Origin of the sequence: Amycolatopsis speibonae (genome assembly GCF_042647925.1) — a bacterium.
GTDB lineage: Bacteria > Actinomycetota > Actinomycetes > Mycobacteriales > Pseudonocardiaceae > Amycolatopsis > Amycolatopsis speibonae.
The window spans coordinates 31,373-49,498 of record NZ_JBHRWK010000143.1 but is presented as its reverse complement, the minus strand read 5'-3'; the positions used below and the strand labels follow the sequence as shown (position 1 = coordinate 49,498).

At 65.4% G+C, this 18,126-nt stretch carries 14 protein-coding genes; 9 read left to right on the top strand and 5 right to left on the bottom strand.

Annotated elements, in window-relative coordinates:
• Positions 1–608: 608 nt before the first annotated feature.
• Positions 609–1,769 carry an acyl-CoA dehydrogenase family protein gene (locus ACFOSH_RS42680; RefSeq protein ID WP_378247291.1) on the bottom strand — a complete coding sequence of 387 codons (1,161 nt, stop codon included), beginning with the start codon at positions 1,767–1,769 and terminating at the stop codon, positions 609–611.
• A gap of 272 nt (positions 1,770–2,041) precedes the next feature.
• On the opposite strand from ACFOSH_RS42680, the gene ACFOSH_RS42675 reads away from it, so the two are divergent.
• Together ACFOSH_RS42675 and ACFOSH_RS42670 are read left to right on the top strand one after the other, a co-directional pair.
• Positions 2,042–3,496, top strand: a complete 1,455-nt coding sequence (locus ACFOSH_RS42675; protein WP_378247289.1) for a flavin-containing monooxygenase — start codon at positions 2,042–2,044, stop codon at positions 3,494–3,496.
• An 8-nt stretch (positions 3,497–3,504) separates the two neighbouring features.
• Entirely contained in the window at positions 3,505–4,497 is a 993-nt protein-coding gene (locus tag ACFOSH_RS42670; RefSeq protein ID WP_378247287.1) for a Brp/Blh family beta-carotene 15,15'-dioxygenase, read from the top strand.
• Between the two features lie 24 nt (positions 4,498–4,521).
• On the opposite strand, the gene ACFOSH_RS42665 is transcribed toward ACFOSH_RS42670, so the two are convergent.
• Positions 4,522–6,120: an AMP-binding protein gene (locus ACFOSH_RS42665; protein WP_378247285.1), complete on the bottom strand. Its 1,599-nt coding sequence runs from the start codon at positions 6,118–6,120 to the stop codon at positions 4,522–4,524.
• A 10-nt stretch (positions 6,121–6,130) separates the two neighbouring features.
• Positions 6,131–7,603 carry a succinic semialdehyde dehydrogenase gene (locus tag ACFOSH_RS42660; RefSeq protein ID WP_378247283.1) on the bottom strand — a complete coding sequence of 491 codons (1,473 nt, stop codon included), beginning with the start codon at positions 7,601–7,603 and terminating at the stop codon, positions 6,131–6,133.
• A gap of 215 nt (positions 7,604–7,818) precedes the next feature.
• On the opposite strand from ACFOSH_RS42660, the gene ACFOSH_RS42655 reads away from it, so the two are divergent.
• The 3 genes from ACFOSH_RS42655 to ACFOSH_RS42645 are packed head-to-tail and all read left to right on the top strand — an operon-like array spanning position 7,819 to position 10,829.
• Positions 7,819–9,249 carry a cytochrome P450 gene (locus tag ACFOSH_RS42655; RefSeq protein WP_378247281.1) on the top strand — a complete coding sequence of 477 codons (1,431 nt, stop codon included), beginning with the start codon at positions 7,819–7,821 and terminating at the stop codon, positions 9,247–9,249.
• Between the two features lie 15 nt (positions 9,250–9,264).
• Complete coding sequence (locus ACFOSH_RS42650; protein ID WP_378247279.1) at positions 9,265–10,506, top strand: cytochrome P450; 1,242 nt, start codon at positions 9,265–9,267, stop codon at positions 10,504–10,506.
• Positions 10,503–10,829 (top strand): ferredoxin, encoded by a 327-nt coding sequence (locus ACFOSH_RS42645; protein WP_378247277.1) that lies wholly within the window; start codon positions 10,503–10,505, stop codon positions 10,827–10,829. The genes ACFOSH_RS42650 and ACFOSH_RS42645 overlap by 4 nt, the downstream gene beginning before the upstream one ends.
• 55 nt (positions 10,830–10,884) lie before the next feature.
• Here the strand turns inward: ACFOSH_RS42645 and ACFOSH_RS42640 are convergent, their stop codons facing one another.
• Positions 10,885–11,370 carry an SRPBCC family protein gene (locus tag ACFOSH_RS42640; protein WP_378247275.1) on the bottom strand — a complete coding sequence of 162 codons (486 nt, stop codon included), beginning with the start codon at positions 11,368–11,370 and terminating at the stop codon, positions 10,885–10,887.
• A gap of 212 nt (positions 11,371–11,582) precedes the next feature.
• Between ACFOSH_RS42640 and ACFOSH_RS42635 the strand changes: the two genes are divergently transcribed.
• On the top strand, positions 11,583–12,389 hold the full coding sequence (locus ACFOSH_RS42635) for a class I SAM-dependent methyltransferase (RefSeq protein WP_378247273.1): 807 nt from the start codon (positions 11,583–11,585) through the stop codon (positions 12,387–12,389).
• Between the two features lie 316 nt (positions 12,390–12,705).
• On the opposite strand, the gene ACFOSH_RS42630 is transcribed toward ACFOSH_RS42635, so the two are convergent.
• Positions 12,706–13,740, bottom strand: coding sequence for a polyprenyl synthetase family protein (locus ACFOSH_RS42630; RefSeq protein ID WP_378247271.1), 1,035 nt, complete (start codon positions 13,738–13,740; stop codon positions 12,706–12,708).
• Between the two features lie 368 nt (positions 13,741–14,108).
• Between ACFOSH_RS42630 and ispH the strand changes: the two genes are divergently transcribed.
• The 3 genes from ispH to ispG form a co-directional block, all read left to right on the top strand.
• The gene (gene ispH, locus ACFOSH_RS42625; protein WP_378247269.1) at positions 14,109–15,536 is read left to right on the top strand and encodes a 4-hydroxy-3-methylbut-2-enyl diphosphate reductase; all 1,428 of its coding nucleotides are present in this window, start codon (positions 14,109–14,111) and stop codon (positions 15,534–15,536) included.
• Positions 15,533–17,377 carry a 1-deoxy-D-xylulose-5-phosphate synthase gene (locus ACFOSH_RS42620; protein ID WP_378247267.1) on the top strand — a complete coding sequence of 615 codons (1,845 nt, stop codon included), beginning with the start codon at positions 15,533–15,535 and terminating at the stop codon, positions 17,375–17,377. The genes ispH and ACFOSH_RS42620 overlap by 4 nt, the downstream gene beginning before the upstream one ends.
• Positions 17,378–17,400: 23 nt before the next feature.
• Positions 17,401–18,126 (top strand): flavodoxin-dependent (E)-4-hydroxy-3-methylbut-2-enyl-diphosphate synthase (gene ispG / locus ACFOSH_RS42615; RefSeq protein ID WP_378247293.1); only part of this gene is annotated, 726 nt, incomplete at its 3' end.

Genomic DNA, 18,126 nt, shown 5'->3' with positions numbered 1-18,126 from the left:
AGGTATCCGAGGCCGGGTTCGATGAACGCGACCAGTACCGCGAGTGCGAAGACCGCGGTGGTCAAGACGAAGTTGAGTACCCATTGGTCGGTCATCGGTTCGGTCCAGCAGCCGAAGTCGTTGCTCTCCCGCCGCCGTTCCATCGCGGCCGGCAACTCGGGGGCAGCCCAGTGCTGTTTGCCGGCGCACCAGGTCAGCCACGAGCCGACCCGGTCGAACCGCGCCGGCGGACGGCATGTGCCGCCGGTTCTCCAACTTCGTCACGGTCACCGCCATCGCCGAACCCCCGCCCTGATCGACCGACCGGAAGTCGCGCACCGATCGGCGACATGTTCACCCAGCTCGCCGAATCCTGTCGTGGATCAAGCTACCGGACAATGGCCCATTATCTAGCCTGGGTCTTTCGCGCAATGTGATGCAGAACTGGTTCCGAAATGGAGGAAGTGCCTGTCCTGTAAGGGGAAATTGGGCTTGCGAAGGTCCAATGTTCTCTGCGCGGGAAGGCACTCCCTTGGTGCACGATAGGTGTCCTCGTCCGCGGCGACCAACCGCGCGATCGCCGACCTGAGCCGGCGTCGGCCCGTCCACTCGTCGTCCGCGTGGACCGATCAGTACGATTTCTCCAGGCCGAGAGTGTTCTGTGCCACGTAGTTGAGCAGCATCTCCCTGCTCACGGGAGCCAGGTGCGCGACACGCACCATCGAGTAGACGATGCCGACACCGGAGTGCTCGGTCATTCCGTGCCCGCCGAAGATCTGCACGGCCCGGTCCGCTGCCTTGATGGCCGCTTCGGCTGCGGCGAACTTCGCCATGTTGGCCACCTCGCCGAGGCCGTCTTGTCCGTTGTCGTAGAGCCAGGCGGCCTTGTGCACGCACATGCGTGCGAGTTCGAGGTTGATCTTTGCTTCGGCCAGCGGGTGGGCCAGTCCCTGGTGTGCACCGAGAGTGGTATTCCACACGCTGCGTTCGGTGGCATATCGGACAGCCCTGTCGATGGCGAACCGCCCGAGACCGGTCGACCACGCGGCGAACGTGATCCTCTCCGGGTTGAGTCCGGAGGTGAACAGGTGACGCAATGCGGTCGTGTCACCACCGACCAGCCCGTCGGCAGGAAGCCGAACTTCGTCGAAGACCACGTCGAACTGCCCGGTCGCGGCCGTGAGCGCCATCGGAACGCGTTCGTAGGACACCCCGGGAAGGTCAGGGGGGACGATGAACAGCGCCATCCTCGGCTTGCCCGTCACCGGATCCTCGGTCGTGGCTACGACCATCATGGCGTCGCAGAGGTCGACGGCCGACACCAGGACCTTGCGACCGGACAGGACCCATCCATCGCCCTCCCTCCTCGCGTGGGCGGCGATCCGGTGGAGGTTCGAGCCACCTGCGGGGTCCGACACCGCGAAGGTCATGCGGGCGGAGCCGTCCGCGAATCCCGGCAGCCAGCGCCTCTTCTGCTCTTCGGTGCCCGACCGCACCAGCACCGTGGCACAGATCGCCGCCGACACCGGCAGGAACAGCAACGGGCACCCCGCGGCCGCGAACTCCTCGGAGACGATCTGCAACTCGTAGATCCCCGCCCCCTGGCCCCCGTATTCCTTGGGAATGCTCACACCGAGGAATCCCTCTCTGCCCGCTTCCTCCCAGACCTCGGTGGTGTCTTCGCCCCGCTTCGCCTTATCGACGTAGTACTCCAGCCCGTAACGCCCGGCCAGCGCCGCCACTGACTTGCGGAGCTGCTGCTGCCCGGGAGTCTCGTGGAAGAAGTCCATGTACAGGCCTTTCGTAGCGGGAGTCCTGTTCAGGCTGCAAAGGATTCTCCACCGAGGCCGCCGGCAGATCCATGAGCGAAAGACCAGGAAGGAAGTCGGCCGAACTGGCCTTTCGGCCACGGGCGCCTGTCTGCCTGGTGGCCGATCGTGGCCGGAATCCGTCGGACGGTTCACTCAAGCCAGGACTTGTCGTTAGATGAGAGTTCTGCACGGCCCGGCCGGCCGCACCAAGGGTGGCCATCTCGACGACAGACGGAGTGCGGACTCACTTCTTGCGAGGAACGACCATGGTTCAGGAAGTCGCGATAGTCGGGGCGGGACTGGCCGGGGTGTGCATGGCCATACGCCTCAAGCAATCCGGGATCGACTCGTTCACGATCTTCGAGAAGTCCGACGATGTCGGCGGGGTATGGCGAGACAATACCTATCCAGGAGCAGCCTGCGACCTGGTTTCGCACCTTTACTCGTATTCCTTCGCGCCTTATGCGTGGACGCACAACTATGCCAGGCAACCCTCGATTCACCGCTACATCACCGACTGCGCCGACAGGTTCGACGTCCGCGCCCGTATCGAGTTCAAGACCGAGATCACCTCAGCACGGTTCGACAGGAGGCTCGGACTGTGGCGGTTGCGGACCGGTGAGGGTGATGTGCACCTGGCACGAACGTTGATCACCGCCGTCGGGCAGCTCAACCGACCGCGTATTCCCGAACTGAGCGGGCAGGAAGAGTTCCTCGGCACCTCTTTCCACTCGGCACGGTGGGACCACGCGCATGACTTGACCGGCAAGTCGGTCGCCGTGATCGGCAACGGCTGCAGCGCGGTCCAGTTCATCCCCGAGATCGCATCACGGGCAGGGCGTCTGACAGTGTTCCAGCGCTCACCGAAGTGGATCATTCCCAAGTGGGATCGAGAGATTTCACCGGTCATGCGTCAGGTGTTCGATCGCTTCCCGATCGCGCAGAAGATCAATCGGGTGAACTGGTTCCTGATGGCGGAGACCATCGCTTACTCACCGATCCACCGCGGCCTCTTCGGCCATGCGCTCACCGCTGTGGCGCGACACCACCTTCGCCGTCAGGTGTCCGACCAGGAATTGCGCGCGAAACTCACACCTGACTACACGTTCGGATGCAATCGCATGATTCTTTCGAACGACTACTACCCGGCGCTCTGCCGCGACAACGTCTCTCTCGTCACCGATGGAATCGAGCGGATCACCCGGTCCGGCGTCCTGACCGGCTCCGGAACGCACCACGAGGCCGACACGATCATCTACGCGACCGGCTTCCACACGACGCGGTTCCTCTCACCGATGCACATCACCGGCCTCAACGGTGACCTGCACGCGCGATGGATCGAGGGTGCGTCGGCCCATCTCGGCATCACGGTACCCGGCTTCCCCAACCTGTTCCTGCTGTACGGGCCGAACACGAGCACGACGCACAACTCGGTCGTCTACATGCTCGAGAGCCAGGTGAACTACGTACTTCGTTGCCTGGGGCTGCTAGGTGGTGCGGGCACGATCGAGGTCGCTGAATCCGCGCTGGCTCAGTACGACCAGGAACTCGAATCCCGCCTCGGCCGAACCGTGTGGTCCGAGGGATGCAGCAGTTGGTACAAGACCGACTCGGGGCGCGTCACAGCACTGTGGCCGCTCAGGGCGAGCAGCTACCGCCGAGCGACCCGACGGCCGGATCCTGCTCATTTCGTCATCTCCCCCTAGGTGGTGCCATGCAGGCGGTAACCGACGTCCCGGCGAGGTTCGGCGCGATCTTCCCGCACAGCCGTCTGGTCACGGCGACCAGCACGCTGCCCGTAGTGGTCCTGCCGGCCCTCATCCTTCTGTTTCTGATGAACTCCTCGTGGTACCAGGCCAACCTGATCGTGTTCGCCGCGATCGGACTGCTCGCGGGTCTGCCGCACGGAGCCGTGGATCTGTTCCTCGAACTGGGCCCCAATGGTGTTCCGCGAGGGCAGGCGCTCGTGCGCCAGCTGTTCGTCTACCTGCTCGCTGTCGCCGCGACGCTCGCCATCATCCTGTTGTTCCCCGCTTTCGGAGTCGGCCTGTTTCTCGCCATCTCCGCCTGGCATTTCGGTTCGGGCGAGAGCGCGTTCAACGCCTGCAGACGTGGTCGTCTCCCTCGCGTCGCGCCGATCGAAACGATCGCCTACGGCATCCCCCTCACCGTTGCCCCGGTAGTGCTCTGGCCAGATCAGGTCCGCGAGATCATCGACCCACTCGGCGGGCCTGGGGTCACCGACGCGCTGATCGGCCCGGCACGGGTCGTCCTTGTGATCGCCGCAGTGGCCGTGGTGATCACCATCGCCAGGAAAACAGCAAGGACGCACTGGGGGGAGATCGGTGAACTCACCCTGTTGTGGGTCGCGGCCGTCACGCTTCCTCCGCTCGTGGCGTTCTCCGTCTACTTCGCGCTTTGGCACTCACCTCGGCATGTGATCCGCACTCTGCCTGAACTTCCCGGCAATCGTCGCGATCTATCCGGGGGGCATCTGGTCCGCTGCCTTCTCCGCTATCTCGCCTACACGGTGCCCGGAACAGTCGGCGCGCTCGCGATCTTCGCCGTTCTCATCGCGGTGAACAGCGACGCGACGTTCGCAGAGCTCCAGCCGGCGACGTGGGCAGGCGCCCTGCTCGCGGCTCTCACGATTCCGCACGCCTTGACGATCCTCCGCTACGACCTGTGGCTCGACCGCGTCCGGTGACGGAGATGAACGTCGGTCAATTGATCAGTCGAGCTCGGCCAGCGAACGGCGAAGGATCTTGCCGGTGCTGTTTCGCGGCAACTCGTCAACGAGGACGACCACACTGGGCACCTTGTGCCTCGAGATGGTCGAACGCAGGAAGTCCTTGATCGAGTCGGCGGTCACCGCGGTGCCCGCGCGCGGCACGACGTACGCTTTCAGGCGCTGGCCGAACTCCTCGTCGCCGACGCCGACCACCGCCGCGTCCGCCACATCGGCATGGTCGGCGAGGGCGTTCTCGATTTCTACGGGGTAGACGTTCTCCCCGCCGGAGATGATCATGTCGTCCTCGCGGCCGTCGATGAACAACCTACCGCAGCTGTCGAAGTGGCCGACGTCCCCGGTCGACACCATCCCGTCGACGATCTCCTTGGAATTGCCGTCGGTATAGCCGTGGAACGTAAGGCTGCTGCGGATGAAAACGCGTCCCGGCGCGCCCAGCCGGGTGACCGGCCGTCCCGCGCGGTCGAACAGCGCAATGTGGCAGCCGACGGGTGGACGCCCCGCGGTGCCAGGCGCGGCCTTCAAATCCTCAGGTGTGGCCACCGTGACGACCGAGACCTCGGTGCCGCCGTACATGTTGTGCACGACATCGCCGAACAGCTCGAGTGCCTTCGTTCCGAGAGCGGCGGTGAGCGGGGCGCCCGCGACCAGGAGTATCCGCAACGACGAGATGTCGTACGCCGGCTCTCCTCGGTTCACCAGGCGATGCAGCATTGTCGGCACGAGCACCAGCGCCGTCGCGCTGTATCGCTCAACCGCATGAAGTGTCGCATCCGGGTCGAAACGGCGCCGGACGACCACAGCGTTGCCCAGCGCGAACGACATGATGAGCTGCGAGAGCCCCGTGCCGTGGAACAGTGGAGCGGCGATGACGGTGGTTTCCCCAGCACGCAAGGGAATCCGGTCGAGTAGCTGTGCGACGGCGAGAGGTTTCGCGATGCCGCGTTCCGCGCCTTTGGGCGTACCGCCGGTGCCACTGGTGAGCAGAACCAGGCGACCAGGTCGTCGAGGCACGGGCATGGGTTCGTCAGCCGCACCGAGAATGAACTTCTCGACGGTGTCGCCCTCGGGGTGCGGCTCGTCCGTCCACGCGAGACACGTCGGGATGCCGGGCAGATCCGCGACGACGTCGGCGAACTCCTCGTCATGCACCAGGAAGCTCACCCCCTCGCGCTTGACCACCTCGGCCAGTTCCCGCGTGCCGATGCCGGTGTTCAGTGGTACGAGTGTGGCGCCGAGCTTTCCCGCGGCGATCATCACGTCGACGGCGCCACGGTGGTCGCGGGCGAGCAGTCCGACAACCGCGTCCTCAGCGATGCCCCGGCGAAGCCATGCGCGGGCCAGCGCGTTCGCGCGCCGGTCGAGCTGACCGAACGTCAGTGGACCGAGCTCGTCGACGAATCCGGTCACCGACGGGGCTTTGAGCGCGGCGACCGCTGCGGGCCCGGCGAGCGGGCCGTAAGTGTTCATGGCCTTCTTGGCCTTGACGATCTCCATCGGACGGCGGAAGTCGATCAGGCCGGAGCGCTTGATCACCCCCAGGCTGTGGACGAAATCGTCGAGTCGTTCCCGGAGGGTCATCCTGCGCTCCTCAGCGACGGCCGACGATCTTGAAAAGGCGGCAGGTGGCGGTATAGGCCCGGGCGAGTACGTCGTAGCCGACCTCGACCGGTGGTTCGAGCTGCATACCGCGTTGGGTCGCGATGGTCTGTGCTTCGGTGAAGCGCAGCAGGCCCTCGACGCCATGCCGCCGTCCGACGCCGGACTGCTTCATCCCGCCCATCGGCGCGTCCACACTGCCGTGGCTCACACCGAAGATCTCGTTGACGTTGACTGTGCCCGCGCGCAGCCGTCGCGCCACGGCCTGCGCCCGCCTGCGGCTTCCCCACACACCCGCGCTGAGACCGTAAGTGGTCTCGTTCGCGAGGCGCACGGCCTCATCTGTCGAATGCACGCGGTACAGCGAGATCACTGGGCCGAACGTCTCGGTGGCGAAGCAGGTCATGTCCGGAGTGACACCGGTCAGTACCGTCGGCTCGAAGTAGAACGGGCCGATGTCCGGCCGGTGCCGCCCACCGGCGAGCACGGTCGCGCCCTTGGTGACCGCGTCGTCCACATGGGACTGGACGGTGTTCAGCTGCCGCTGGGAGATCAGCGATCCCATGTCCGGGCCGTATTCCAGCCCGACGCCGAGGTTCATCCGGTGGATCCGGACGAGCAGCTCGTCGACGAACCGCTCGTAGATCCGGTCATGGATGTAGATCCGCTCGTTCGACCCGCACACCTGACCCGCCGAGGTGAAACAGTCACGAACCGCGCCCGAGGCGGCGACCGCGGGATCCGCGTCGTCGAGAATCAACATCGGGTTCTTGCCGCCGAGTTCGAGCGTGCAGCCGATGATCCGCTTACCCGCCTGTGCACCCACGTGCGAGCCGACCTTGGTGGATCCGGTGAAGCAGACGTAGTCGGCGTTGTCGATCACCGCGCCGCCGATGGTCGGACCGTCGCCGAGGACGACTTGGTAGAGGTCCTCGGGCAGACCTGCCTCCAGCATCAGCCTTCGTCCCCAAAGGACACTCAAGGCACCCTGGTTGTCCGGCTTGTGCACCACGGCGTTACCCGCGACGAAGGCAGGCGCGGCGTCGGACAGGCCGGCGTCGAACGGGTAATTCCAGGGTGAGACGAGCCCGACGACACCGATCGGGCCGCGGACCTCCATCACATGGGTGAGCCATGGCAGGAGGCCGTACCGCCGAGCGGGCTTGAGCATGCGTTCGGCCCTCAGACCGTAGTAACGCATGTTCATCGTGTTACTGGCGACCTCCTGGAACGCGTGCCAGCGCGACTTCCCGGTCTCCAGCTGGATCAGGTCGAGGATCTCGTCCTGCCGTCGCCACAACAGATCGTGGTAGCGCAGGAGGACCTTCGCGCGTTCATGCACAGGGACCTTCGCCCAGGCCCGCTGTGCTACCGCGGCGACTTCCCGCGCTCGTTCCACATCGGCCACCGAACACTGGGGCAATTCGGCCAGCGGAACCCCGGTCACGGCCGAGGTGGACTTCACCGGCTGGCCGTTCCCTCGTACGTCGCGCAGAAGTGGCGGGAATGAAACGGTGGTAGAGGTACGCACGCGAGCTCCTCCCATCGAACCGAACCGTCTCATCGAACTCGGGCGGATCGGGCAGGGTCAATGGCTTGCCCCCTTCCCTGGCCGATGGTTCAGCAATCGCCGCTGCCCGGTCATCCTTCGACCGCCGTACCAGCGCCGGCATCTCTCCGATGGGGTCGGCGGACACTCGACGAAGGTTTATCGAGGCCGTTCGGCGTTTGGCGAATCGGCGATTGCGCCTGCTTGGCCGGACGGCGCAGAATTCCACGATGACGATGGTCAGGGTCGCCAATGACGTCCCCTCGGCGCCTGGAGGGCTCCCGGTGCTGGGACACGCACTGGCGTTCAAACGGGATCCAGTCGCTTTCCTGGGGACGTTACGCGCTCTGGGGCCAATGGTGCGGATCCAGTTGGGTCCGAAGCCGGCATATGTGGTCAACGATGAGCACCTCATCAGGCGGGTCTTCGTGCCGGACGCGCACAAGTTCGACAAGGGAATCTTCTGGGAGAAGGTCGGCGCGATCGTCGGCAACGGGCTGGCCAACTCCAGCGGGACCGTCCACTTGCGACAACGGCGGATGATGCAGCCGATGTTCCATCGCCGGCGCATCGCCCTGTACGCCACGACGATGGCGGCCCACTGGGCCGAGCGCGTCGCCGGATGGCAGGAAGGGCAAGTGCTCGACGTGCCGCATGAGATGGCGGACACCGCGTTGTCGATGGTGGTGCGGACGGTGTTCTCGTCCCGTCTCGGCGACGGTGCGGTGGAGGCGATGCGCTCCGGGTTCCCGGATGTCCAGGACGGGGTGATGTGGCGGACGATGAACCCGTTCCCGGTGCTGGAGAAGCTACCGACGCCGGGCAATCGCCGGTTCGCGGCCGGCATCGACCACATCCAGCGCGCCGTCGACACCGCCATCGCCGCCTACCGCGCGGACGGGAGCGACCACGGCGACCTGCTGTCCACGCTGGTGGCGGCCCGTGATCCGGAGACCGGAACGGCGCTGACGGATGATGAAATCCGCGACCAGGTGCTCACCATCGCACTCGCCGCCGGCGACACGACGGCCAACGCGCTGGCGTGGGCGCTGTACCAGATCGGGACCAGCCCGGAGCTGGGACAGTGCATCGCGGCCGAGGTGGCCGAGGTGGCGAAGGACCGGCCGCTGGACGTCGGTGATCTCGACGCGCTGGTGTACACCGACCGCGTGGTGCAGGAGGTCTTCCGGTTCTACGCGTTCTGGATGTTGATGCGCCGCACCCTGACCGACGTCGTGCTCGGCGACGTGCGGCTGCCCGCGGGGGCGCAGGTACTGATCAGTCCGCTTTCGCTGCACCGCGACCCGGCGATCTACCCGGACGCCGGGCGATTCCTCCCGGATCGGTGGACCAGCGAGGTGCGGCGCACGGCGTTCATCCCGTTCGGCGCGGGGGCCCGACAGTGCATCGGCGACCGGTTCGCGTGGACCGAGGTGATGCTGGGCCTGGCCACGATCTGCCGCCGCTGGCAGCTGGTCCCCGTTACCGGTCAGACCACCCGCGAGGTTTGCCGCATCTCCCTCAACCCGGCCCCACTGCACATGACCGTCACCCCGCGGTGACATCGAGGAGCAGAAATGACCGCGCAGCCCTTCGCCGCTCAGCTCGACGTCATGGCACGGCTCCAGGAGCCCGACAATCGCAAGGATCCCTTTCCATTCCTCGCCTGGCTCCGCGAACACGATCCGGTGCATCAAACACCGCGGGGTACCTACGTGCTGAGCAGGCACGCGGATGTGGCACAGGTCCTTCAAGAGAGCGGCACCGTCTTTCTCAGCCCGGATCGGGCCAAGCTGGCGACGCAGTTCCCTGAGGCCTTGCAGCACCGCTCGATGGCCGTTTTCGCCAGCAGCATCGCGGTCAGCAACCCGCCAGAGCACACCCGCCTGCGCAAGGTGGTCAGCCGTGAGTTCACCGCCCGCCGGGTGGTCGGACTGCGCCCGCGGATCACCGAGATCTGCGATCGGCTGATCGGCGAGATCGCCGAGCCGTTACTCGATGGTGAGGAGGTCGATTTGCAGCGGCGCTTCGCCGAGCCGCTGGCGATCGGCACGCTGTCCGTGCTGCTGGGGGTCCCGGACGAGGATCGAGTCTGGCTGGCCTCCCTTGTGGAGGGTGTGCTGAGTGCCTTTCCCGGCGCACCGGCCGACGTGATCGCTCGCGCCGACTGGCTGACGGCCGAAATGGAGGAGTACCTCGTCTCGCTCATCGAACGACGCCGGAATGCGCCCGAAGACGACCTGATCACCGCCCTGGCCGGACCGAATGAGGACCTGGCGGAGCACGAACTCGTGCCGATGTTGTGGGCTCTTTGGTGTGCGGGCTTCAAGACGTCGGCGGCGGGCATCAGTAACGGTGTGCTCGCCGTTCTCGAGCACCCGGACCAGGTGCACTGGCTCGAGCGCGACGCCAGCGCGTTCGCGAACGAGGTATTGCGCCTCAACCCGCCGACGATCCTCACCCCCTTCGTGCGGATCGCGACCCGCGACGTGGAGTTCGGCGGCGGCACGGTCACGGCGGGTTCTGATGTCCGGCTGCTGATCGGTGCGGCCAACCGTGACCCGGAGGTCTTCGACGATCCTGAACGGTTCGACCCTTCTCGCGATACGAAAGCGAGCCTGGCGTTCGCCGGAGGTATCCACTTCTGCGTCGGCGCCGGGCTGGCCCGCGCGGAAATGGAAATCGCGCTTCCCCGCCTGCGAGCCCAACTGCCGTCGCTCGGCTATGCCTCGGAGCCGACGTGGTCACCTGCCGTTTTCCACCACATGGTGAAAACTCTCCCGGTCGTTCACCGCCGAACCGACGGGAGGAAGAGATGACCACTCGTCAGGCCGAAGACATCACCTTCCACACCTTCCCGCGCCGTATGCTCGACCGCGACTTCTTCACTTTGAACGCACAGCGACCGCACTCGAGCGGATCACCGACAGCCGATACGGAGGCAGCGATGCACTTGACAGTGGACGCTCACGCCTGTGGTACCACAGGGCAGTGCGTGCTGATCGCACCGGCGTTGTTCCGTCAAGGTGCCGACGGCGTCGCCGAGGTAATCCACTCCGAACCGTCCGATGACGAGATGAACCATGCGGAGGAAGCAATCGGGAGCTGCCCGGTCGGCGCGATCGTCGACGAAGACCGATAAAGGCCGCCCTCGCAGGGGGCGCGAACTCCTGCTGGTGGACGCAAAGGTGAGCGCGTCAGCAGGAAAGCCGTTCGAGAATACGAGCGGCGATCTTCTTAGTAGTTTCCTCGGCTACCTTCTGGTCGCCAAGCCGGCTATACCAGCCTGCGGTCAGGACCTTCGCCGGCGGGACCGAGACTTCCATGCGACGACGAAGACGCACTCCCTCAGGCGACGAAGAGATGGAATAACGCAGGTCGATGGTCACGTTGGCATTACCGAATTTTTCGGCGAGCACATGCCACACCCCAGGTGACCGTTCGAGCGTTTCCCAGGTGCAGGGAATCTTTTCACCCGTATCGGGGTCCAGAAAGAATTCCGTGAACCGGTGTCCGACAGTGCCGAGTTCCGGATCCCATTTTTCGAGCCCCACGAACCCCGGAATTACGCCCACCAAACCGGAACCAGTAGGGTCCGAGAGAAATTTCCACACCGTTTCGACCGAAGCCTCGAGAACCACACTCGCGTCGGTCGCGATGTGACCGCCTTCGGCACTGCTCATTTTCAGGTCATCTCCTTCAAATATGGCAAAATGCAGTCTTCCCGCACTCTACCGCTTCTAGCATCGGTTCAACTTGATCGTCGACCCGAAAGGTCCCATCGGCCGAAGCTTCCTGCCGATATGTGCGTCGAAAGTCGACCAACACGCGTTGCAAGGGTGTCTCTCAGGCCCATATTGGCCGATACCTGCCGATTCAGGCTTATAGTTGAGGCATGACCGAGGCCAGTCGGAGCACGGGGACATCCATGGGATATCGCGAGTGGTTCAGTCACCGATACTCGGAGGAACAGCGCAGGCACTCCTCGCTCGCGGAGGTCTACGACCCGGCCAGTATTCGAGTTCTGGCATCGCTCGACATCAAACCTCAGTGGCGCTGCCTGGACGCCGGCTGCGGTGGTGGGACCATCGCATCGTGGCTGGCCAGGCAAGCGCATCAGGGCCAGACCGTAGCGTGCGATCTGGACCTCACGTTGTTCGCCGCCGAACCGTCCCCGCTACTGCATCCGATTGCCTGTGACATCGGCGTCGCCGACTTCGCACCCGAGAGCTACGATCTCATCCACGCGAGGCTGCTGCTTCAGCATTTGGCGAATCGCGAGCAGGTTTTGGACCGGATGGTCTCTTGGCTGGCGCCGGGGGGATGGCTGGTTGTGGCCGACGCATTCGACCTCGCGGCGACCAGCACTGCCCACCCAAGATACGCGGCCTTCCATGAGGCGCTTTACCAGACCTTGGACGCACAGACGAGCACTCGGCCGTCCTGGGGACGCGGCTACCCCGAACCGCTGGTGCGACGCGGTCTGATCGACATCGGTGTCGACGTGATCACCGAACCCGTGCGGGGCGGCGAGCCGTACGCCCAGTTGCTGCACGAGTCGCTGGGCCGCCTCCGGCCTTTGCTGCGCACCCAGGGCGCCGACGAGTCGGAGCTGGATGCGGTGCTTGCCCAGTTGCGCGACCCTGGCTTCTGGGATCTCGGCTACGCACTCGTGATTGCCAAGGGACGGAAACCAGCTTGATGCCCCATGCCAGGAACTTACTAATCCGACCAAAAGCAGGCCGACCCTCACCCGGCACGTAACCGTTGCTGCGAAGCCATTAGGCCGTGACTGTGGTCGGATTGGTAACGATCGGCACAGTAAGGCGGCTCTGTGGTGCCGTCGAGGCGCGTCTGCCCAGGTCGAAGGCCTGACGGGGCCCGGTTGGCTCGTGGCGTCGCCAGCACCGGCGGCGGGGACGGGTTCGTGGTCCGTGAGGGGAACCCTCACGGACTCAGAGTCCCTCAAGGTTCCCTTCACGGACTTGAAGAAACAGCCACTCTGGGGAGCCTGATCTTCAAGCGGTTACCGAACTTGTCGCCTGCAGGCTGCCGACCAGGAACTGGTATTCCGGAGCCGTGGCCGAGGAGACCGCGTGGAACGCATAGCGCCGCGGCATCGCCATGAGCCGGGTGACCTCGGCGGATACCGGCAGCGCTTCGAGAGCCCTCTCGGCTCGCAGCACGTGTTCCTCGATTAGTTCTATGGCCGGGTCGACGCCGGTGAGCGCGGTGCGTTCATTGGCGCGGTCGATCGCGGCCGGTGTCATTTTCTCGGTGAGCAACTCGTGCAGTTCCGACTCCGGGTCGCGCAACGTGGCCAGCACACTCGCGGTGTAGACACCGTTCGCGAGGTCTTGCTTGATCGGCTTTCGCCACAGCTGCTCGGTGGACACGATGTCCATGAGATCGTCGACGAGCTGGAACACCATGCCGAACATCTCCCCGAACCTTGCGAGGGCGGCTATTCCGGCGTCGTCGAGACCGCCGCAGCGGGCTCCGAGTTCGCAGGAGGTGCGCATGAGGGCAGCCGTTTTTCCGTTGATGGCGGCGAGATACTCGGCCATCGTCGTGGTCGTCCGGTAACGGTTGGCGGTTTCGCGGATTTGCCCGGCGCACAGGTCTGTGTAGCACGTTTGCCAAGCCTGGGAAGACTTTCCGGACACTGTGGCTGCCAAGCGGCCGCCGACACCGAGCAGATGGTCGCCGGCGAGGATCGCGGCATCCGGCCCGCTGGTGACGTGCAGAGTCGGCAGGCCGGTGCGGCTCGCGGAGTTGTCCATCAGGTCGTCGTGGACCAAGGAGCTCAGGTGCATCAGCTCCACCGAAGCCGAACAGTTGATCAACGCCTCCCGATCGAGCTCGGGACCGCATGCCGCGGCGGCGAAGACCAATCCCGGACGCAGTCGCTTGCCCGGCCTCGTCAAGAGCGGGCGCAGGCCGTTGTCGAGCCAGGGCTGCCCGCAGGCGCCAGTAGTGGCGATGGTGTGTTCGACGCGCTGCCGCGCTCCATCGTCGGCGACGGTGAGGCCCAGATCTGCAGTGCTAAGCATGGCAATCCTCACTCGAAGTCCGTACGTTGGCAGTGCTCGCCGAATTCCGCCGATAGGAACGCCGCTTGATTCATCCGGTCAAGCTGTCGCACCTGCTGCTCGGCTGCGTAAAGGGTAGAACACCAGCCTGTCCAGTGGCTTGCTCTGGCCGAATACTGGCCGATAGTCCACTCGATGTCCGGGTTTTGCTGGCCCGACGGCCATCGCGAACGCGTGAGCTGCGTGCCATGCTCGTACGCTGTAAATCCCGTCGGTCGGAAGGCGCGGAAATGCATCCGACGAAACCCCAGCGTGCTCGATCTCCGTTCATGGCAGTGTGCCGCAAGGTATCGGACGCGACTGCGCTGTCGAGTACCTTCCATGAGGGGATGGCGGTGGTGTCCGCCGGCTCTGCCTGCGTCTTCGCGGAGTTGCTTACCGAGTTCGATATTCACGCCGCTGCGGTGTTCCAGGTGCAACCCGCCGACGGTGCTACGCCGGTTCTGGTCGCCGCGCAGGTCGAAACAAGCGAGTGGCGGATGCCCTGCCCGGCAGCGCCGCTGCTGGCGGGTGAACTCAGGCGACGTGGTGTCCCCGCGCAGGTGGTGCGAGTCGCCACTCCCGAGGTGGCCGCGTCCGGCGAGTCCCGCGGATCCGGCGATGACCGTCCCGAGGTGGTTGCCGATCCGAAGGACGTGGCTTTGTTCCGCGCTGCTGCTGAGACTGTATCCGCTGTCGCGTTCCTGCACATGCCCAAGCAAGAGTGGTCGGCCTTCGGACTCCCTGGTAAGGCGGCGAACGTGCGTCAGGCGTTGCGGTCCTGGGGGGCCGCCGCCGGAGCACGTCGTGTTCTGCTGGCCGGGCCCCGGTCGTTTTGCGCGGGGGTGGAGCGGGCGATCAAGATCGTCGAACGCGCTCTTGCGTCATACGGTTCGCCGTTGTACGTGCGTAAGCAGATCGTTCACAACATTCACATAGTCCGTGACCTCGAACGGCGTGGTGTTGTCTTCGTCGACGAATTGGACGAAGTCCCGCGCGGGGCGGCGGTCGTGTTTTCGGCGCATGGGGTGTCGCCCGCGGTCCGGCAGGCGGCTTTGGTGCGTGAGTTGCGTGTCGTCGACGCGACTTGCCCGTTGGTGACGAAGGTCCATATCGAAGCCAAGCGTTTCGCACGGCGCGGGGACACGGTGGTGTTGATCGGGCATGCCGGGCACGAGGAAACCGAGGGAACTCTCGGCCAGGTACCGGATCGGATGGTGCTGGTGGAGAGCGAGGAGGATGTCGACCGCCTGAGTATCGACGGCCCGGTTTCGTATCTGACACAGACCACCTTGGCGGAAGACGAGGTCAAAGGTGTCATCGATGCGTTACGTCACCGGTTCCCCCTGCTTCGTGGGCCCGGTAGCGCGGATATCTGTTATGCCACCAGCAACCGTCAGGACGCAGTGCGCGCGATCGCGGCGGATTCGGATCTCGTGCTGGTGGTCGGGTCGGTGAATTCGTCCAATTCCCAGCGATTGGTGGAGGTGGCCCGGCGCTGCGGGACCGAGGCGCACCTGATCGATGACGTGAGCGACCTGGATCCCGCGTGGCTCGTCGGCGCACGGACGGTGGGTTTGACAGCGGGAGCATCCGCTCCGGCAAAGCTGGTCACCGAAGTCGTCGACGCGCTGCGCGGTTTAGGCGATGTCGTGGTGGAGGAGCGCCACACGGCAGAGGAGACCGTCGAATTCGGACTTCCCCGGGAACTGAGGCAGGCACTGGCTGCCGACCCGCCGGCGAGTAACGGCTATCCGCACGAGGTGATTCAGCCATGACATTACTGAGACGGATCCAATGGCCGGCTGATCTCCGGTGGCTGGGACACCGGGAGTTGATCGTGCTCGCCGCGCAGGTACGGGAGTTCCTGGTGGAGGCGGTGAGCCGCACAGGGGGGCACCTCGGCCCGAATCTGGGGGTGGTCGAGTTGACGATCGTGGTGCATCGGGTGTTCGACTCACCCCATGACCCCATAGTGTGGGACACGGGGCATCAGGCGTATGTGCACAAGCTGTTCACCGGCCGGGCAGCCGGTTTCGCTCACTTGCGGCAGACGAGGGGGCTCAGCGGATACCCGAGCAGGGCTGAATCGGCGCACGATGCGGTCGAGAACTCGCACGCTTCCACTGCGTTGGCCTACGTGGACGGTCTGGCGAAAGCCTTTCAGCTCAAAGGTGAACACAGCCGAATTCCGGTGGCGGTAGTCGGTGACGGGGCCTTGACCGGAGGTCTCTGCTGGGAGGCTTTGAACAACATCGGTGCGGCAGAGGATCGACCGCTCGTCGTCGTTCTCAACGACAACAAGCGATCCTATGCCCCGACCGTGGGTGGCCTGGCGGCTCATCTCGCGGTTTTGCGCGAGTCCCCTGCTGGATCACAACGGGATGCCTCGGTGTTCGAGAAGCTAGGACTACGGTACATCGGCCCCGTCGACGGGCACGATTTCGTCGCACTCGAGCGTGCCTTGCTGATGGCCAAGCAGAAGGCCGGCGAGGAGCGCGGGGCTGTCCTCGTCCACTGTGTCACGGTCAAAGGGCGCGGATATCCCCCCGCCGAGGCGGACGAAGCGGACTGCCTGCATGCGGTCGGCGTCGTCGATCCGGCGACCGGCAGACCCGCCGGACGGCCGGCCCCGACTTGGACGAGCGCGTTCGGGGACGAAATGGTCAAGGTGGCCATCGAGCGACCGGATGTCGTGGGCGTCACGGCCGCCATGCTCCGCCCTGTCGGGTTGTACGAGTTCGCCACCAAATTCCCGGACCGAGTGCTGGACGTGGGGATGGCCGAGCAACACGCGGTGACGTCGGCGGCGGGCATGGCGATGGGTGGATTGCATCCGGTGGTGGCGATCTACGCGACGTTCTTCAACCGCGCGTTCGATCAAGTGCTGATGGACGTGGCACTGCACAGGCTGCCGGTGACGTTCGTGCTCGACCGGGCCGGGGTGACGGGTGAAGATGGTCCCAGCCACCACGGCATGTGGGACCTTTCCCTGCTCAACCTCGTGCCGGGCCTGCGCTTAGCCGCGCCGCGGGACACCTCCACCCTCCGGGAGGAACTGTGGGAGGCCGTATCCGACGGCACCGGGCCGACCGTGCTGCGGTTCCCGAAGGCGCCGGCCGGCCGTGATCTCCCGGCGGTGCGGCGTACCGATGGCCTTGATGTTCTCGCGGAGCACGGCACCAACGACGTGCTGATCATCTCGGCCGGGGCGATGGCGGTGGAGTGCGTGCGTGCGGCGCAACTGCTGGCCGCCGAACGGATCGGAGTGACCGTGGTCGATCCACGGTGGGTGCTGCCGGTGAATCCGGCGATCGCCGAGCTGGCCACGGCTTACGCGCTCGTGGTAACCGTCGAGGACAACACCCTGGCCGGTGGTATGGGGGCGGCCGTGACCCGGCTGCTCGCCGACCTCGGGGTCACGACACCGGTGTGTGCGCTCGGGTTGCGTCCTGAGTTTCTCGAGCCGGGCAAGCGTGAGGTGCTGCTCGCCCGGGCAGGCCTGGACGGTGAGCGGCTGGCCCAGCGGGTCGTCCAGGAGCTGGAGAACCGGTTCGGTCCGCATCCCGAGTGCCCTGCACCGCGCAGGGCCGGAGAGCAAGTCGAGGCCGCGCTATGAGCGTGCCGGTGGTCCAACTTGGTATGCCGGCGCTTCCTCCTCCCGTCCTCTCCGAGCGTCGCAAGACCCGACAGCTGCAGGTCGGGCCGGTCGGCGTCGGGAGCGAGCACCCGATTTCGGTGCAGTCGATGACCACCACACTCACCTCCGACGTCAACGCGACCCTGCAGCAGATCGCCGAACTGACCGCTGCGGGCTGTGACATCGTTCGGGTCGCCTGCCCGTCCGCGGACGACGCCGAGGCGCTGTCCGCGATCGCCAGGAAGTCGCAGATCCCGGTGATCGCCGACATTCACTTCCAGCCCAAGTACGTCTTCGCCGCGATCGAGGCGGGCTGCGCGGCCGTCCGGGTGAACCCTGGCAACATCCGCAAGTTCGACGACCAGGTCAAGGAGATCGCGCGGGCCGCGAAGGACCACGGCACCCCGATCCGGATCGGCGTCAACGCGGGTTCGCTGGACAAGCGGATCATGGACAAGTACGGCAAGGCGACCCCGGAGGCGCTGGCCGAATCGGCGCTGTGGGAGGCGTCGTTGTTCGCCGAGCACGACTTCCACGACGTCAAGATCTCCGTGAAGCACAACGACCCGGTCGTCATGGTGCGCGCGTACGAGATCCTGGCCGAGCAGTGCGACTACCCGCTGCACCTCGGCGTGACCGAGGCGGGACCGGCGTTCCAGGGCACCATCAAGTCGGCCGTGGCCTTCGGCGCGCTGCTGCGCCAGGGCATCGGCGACACCATCCGCGTT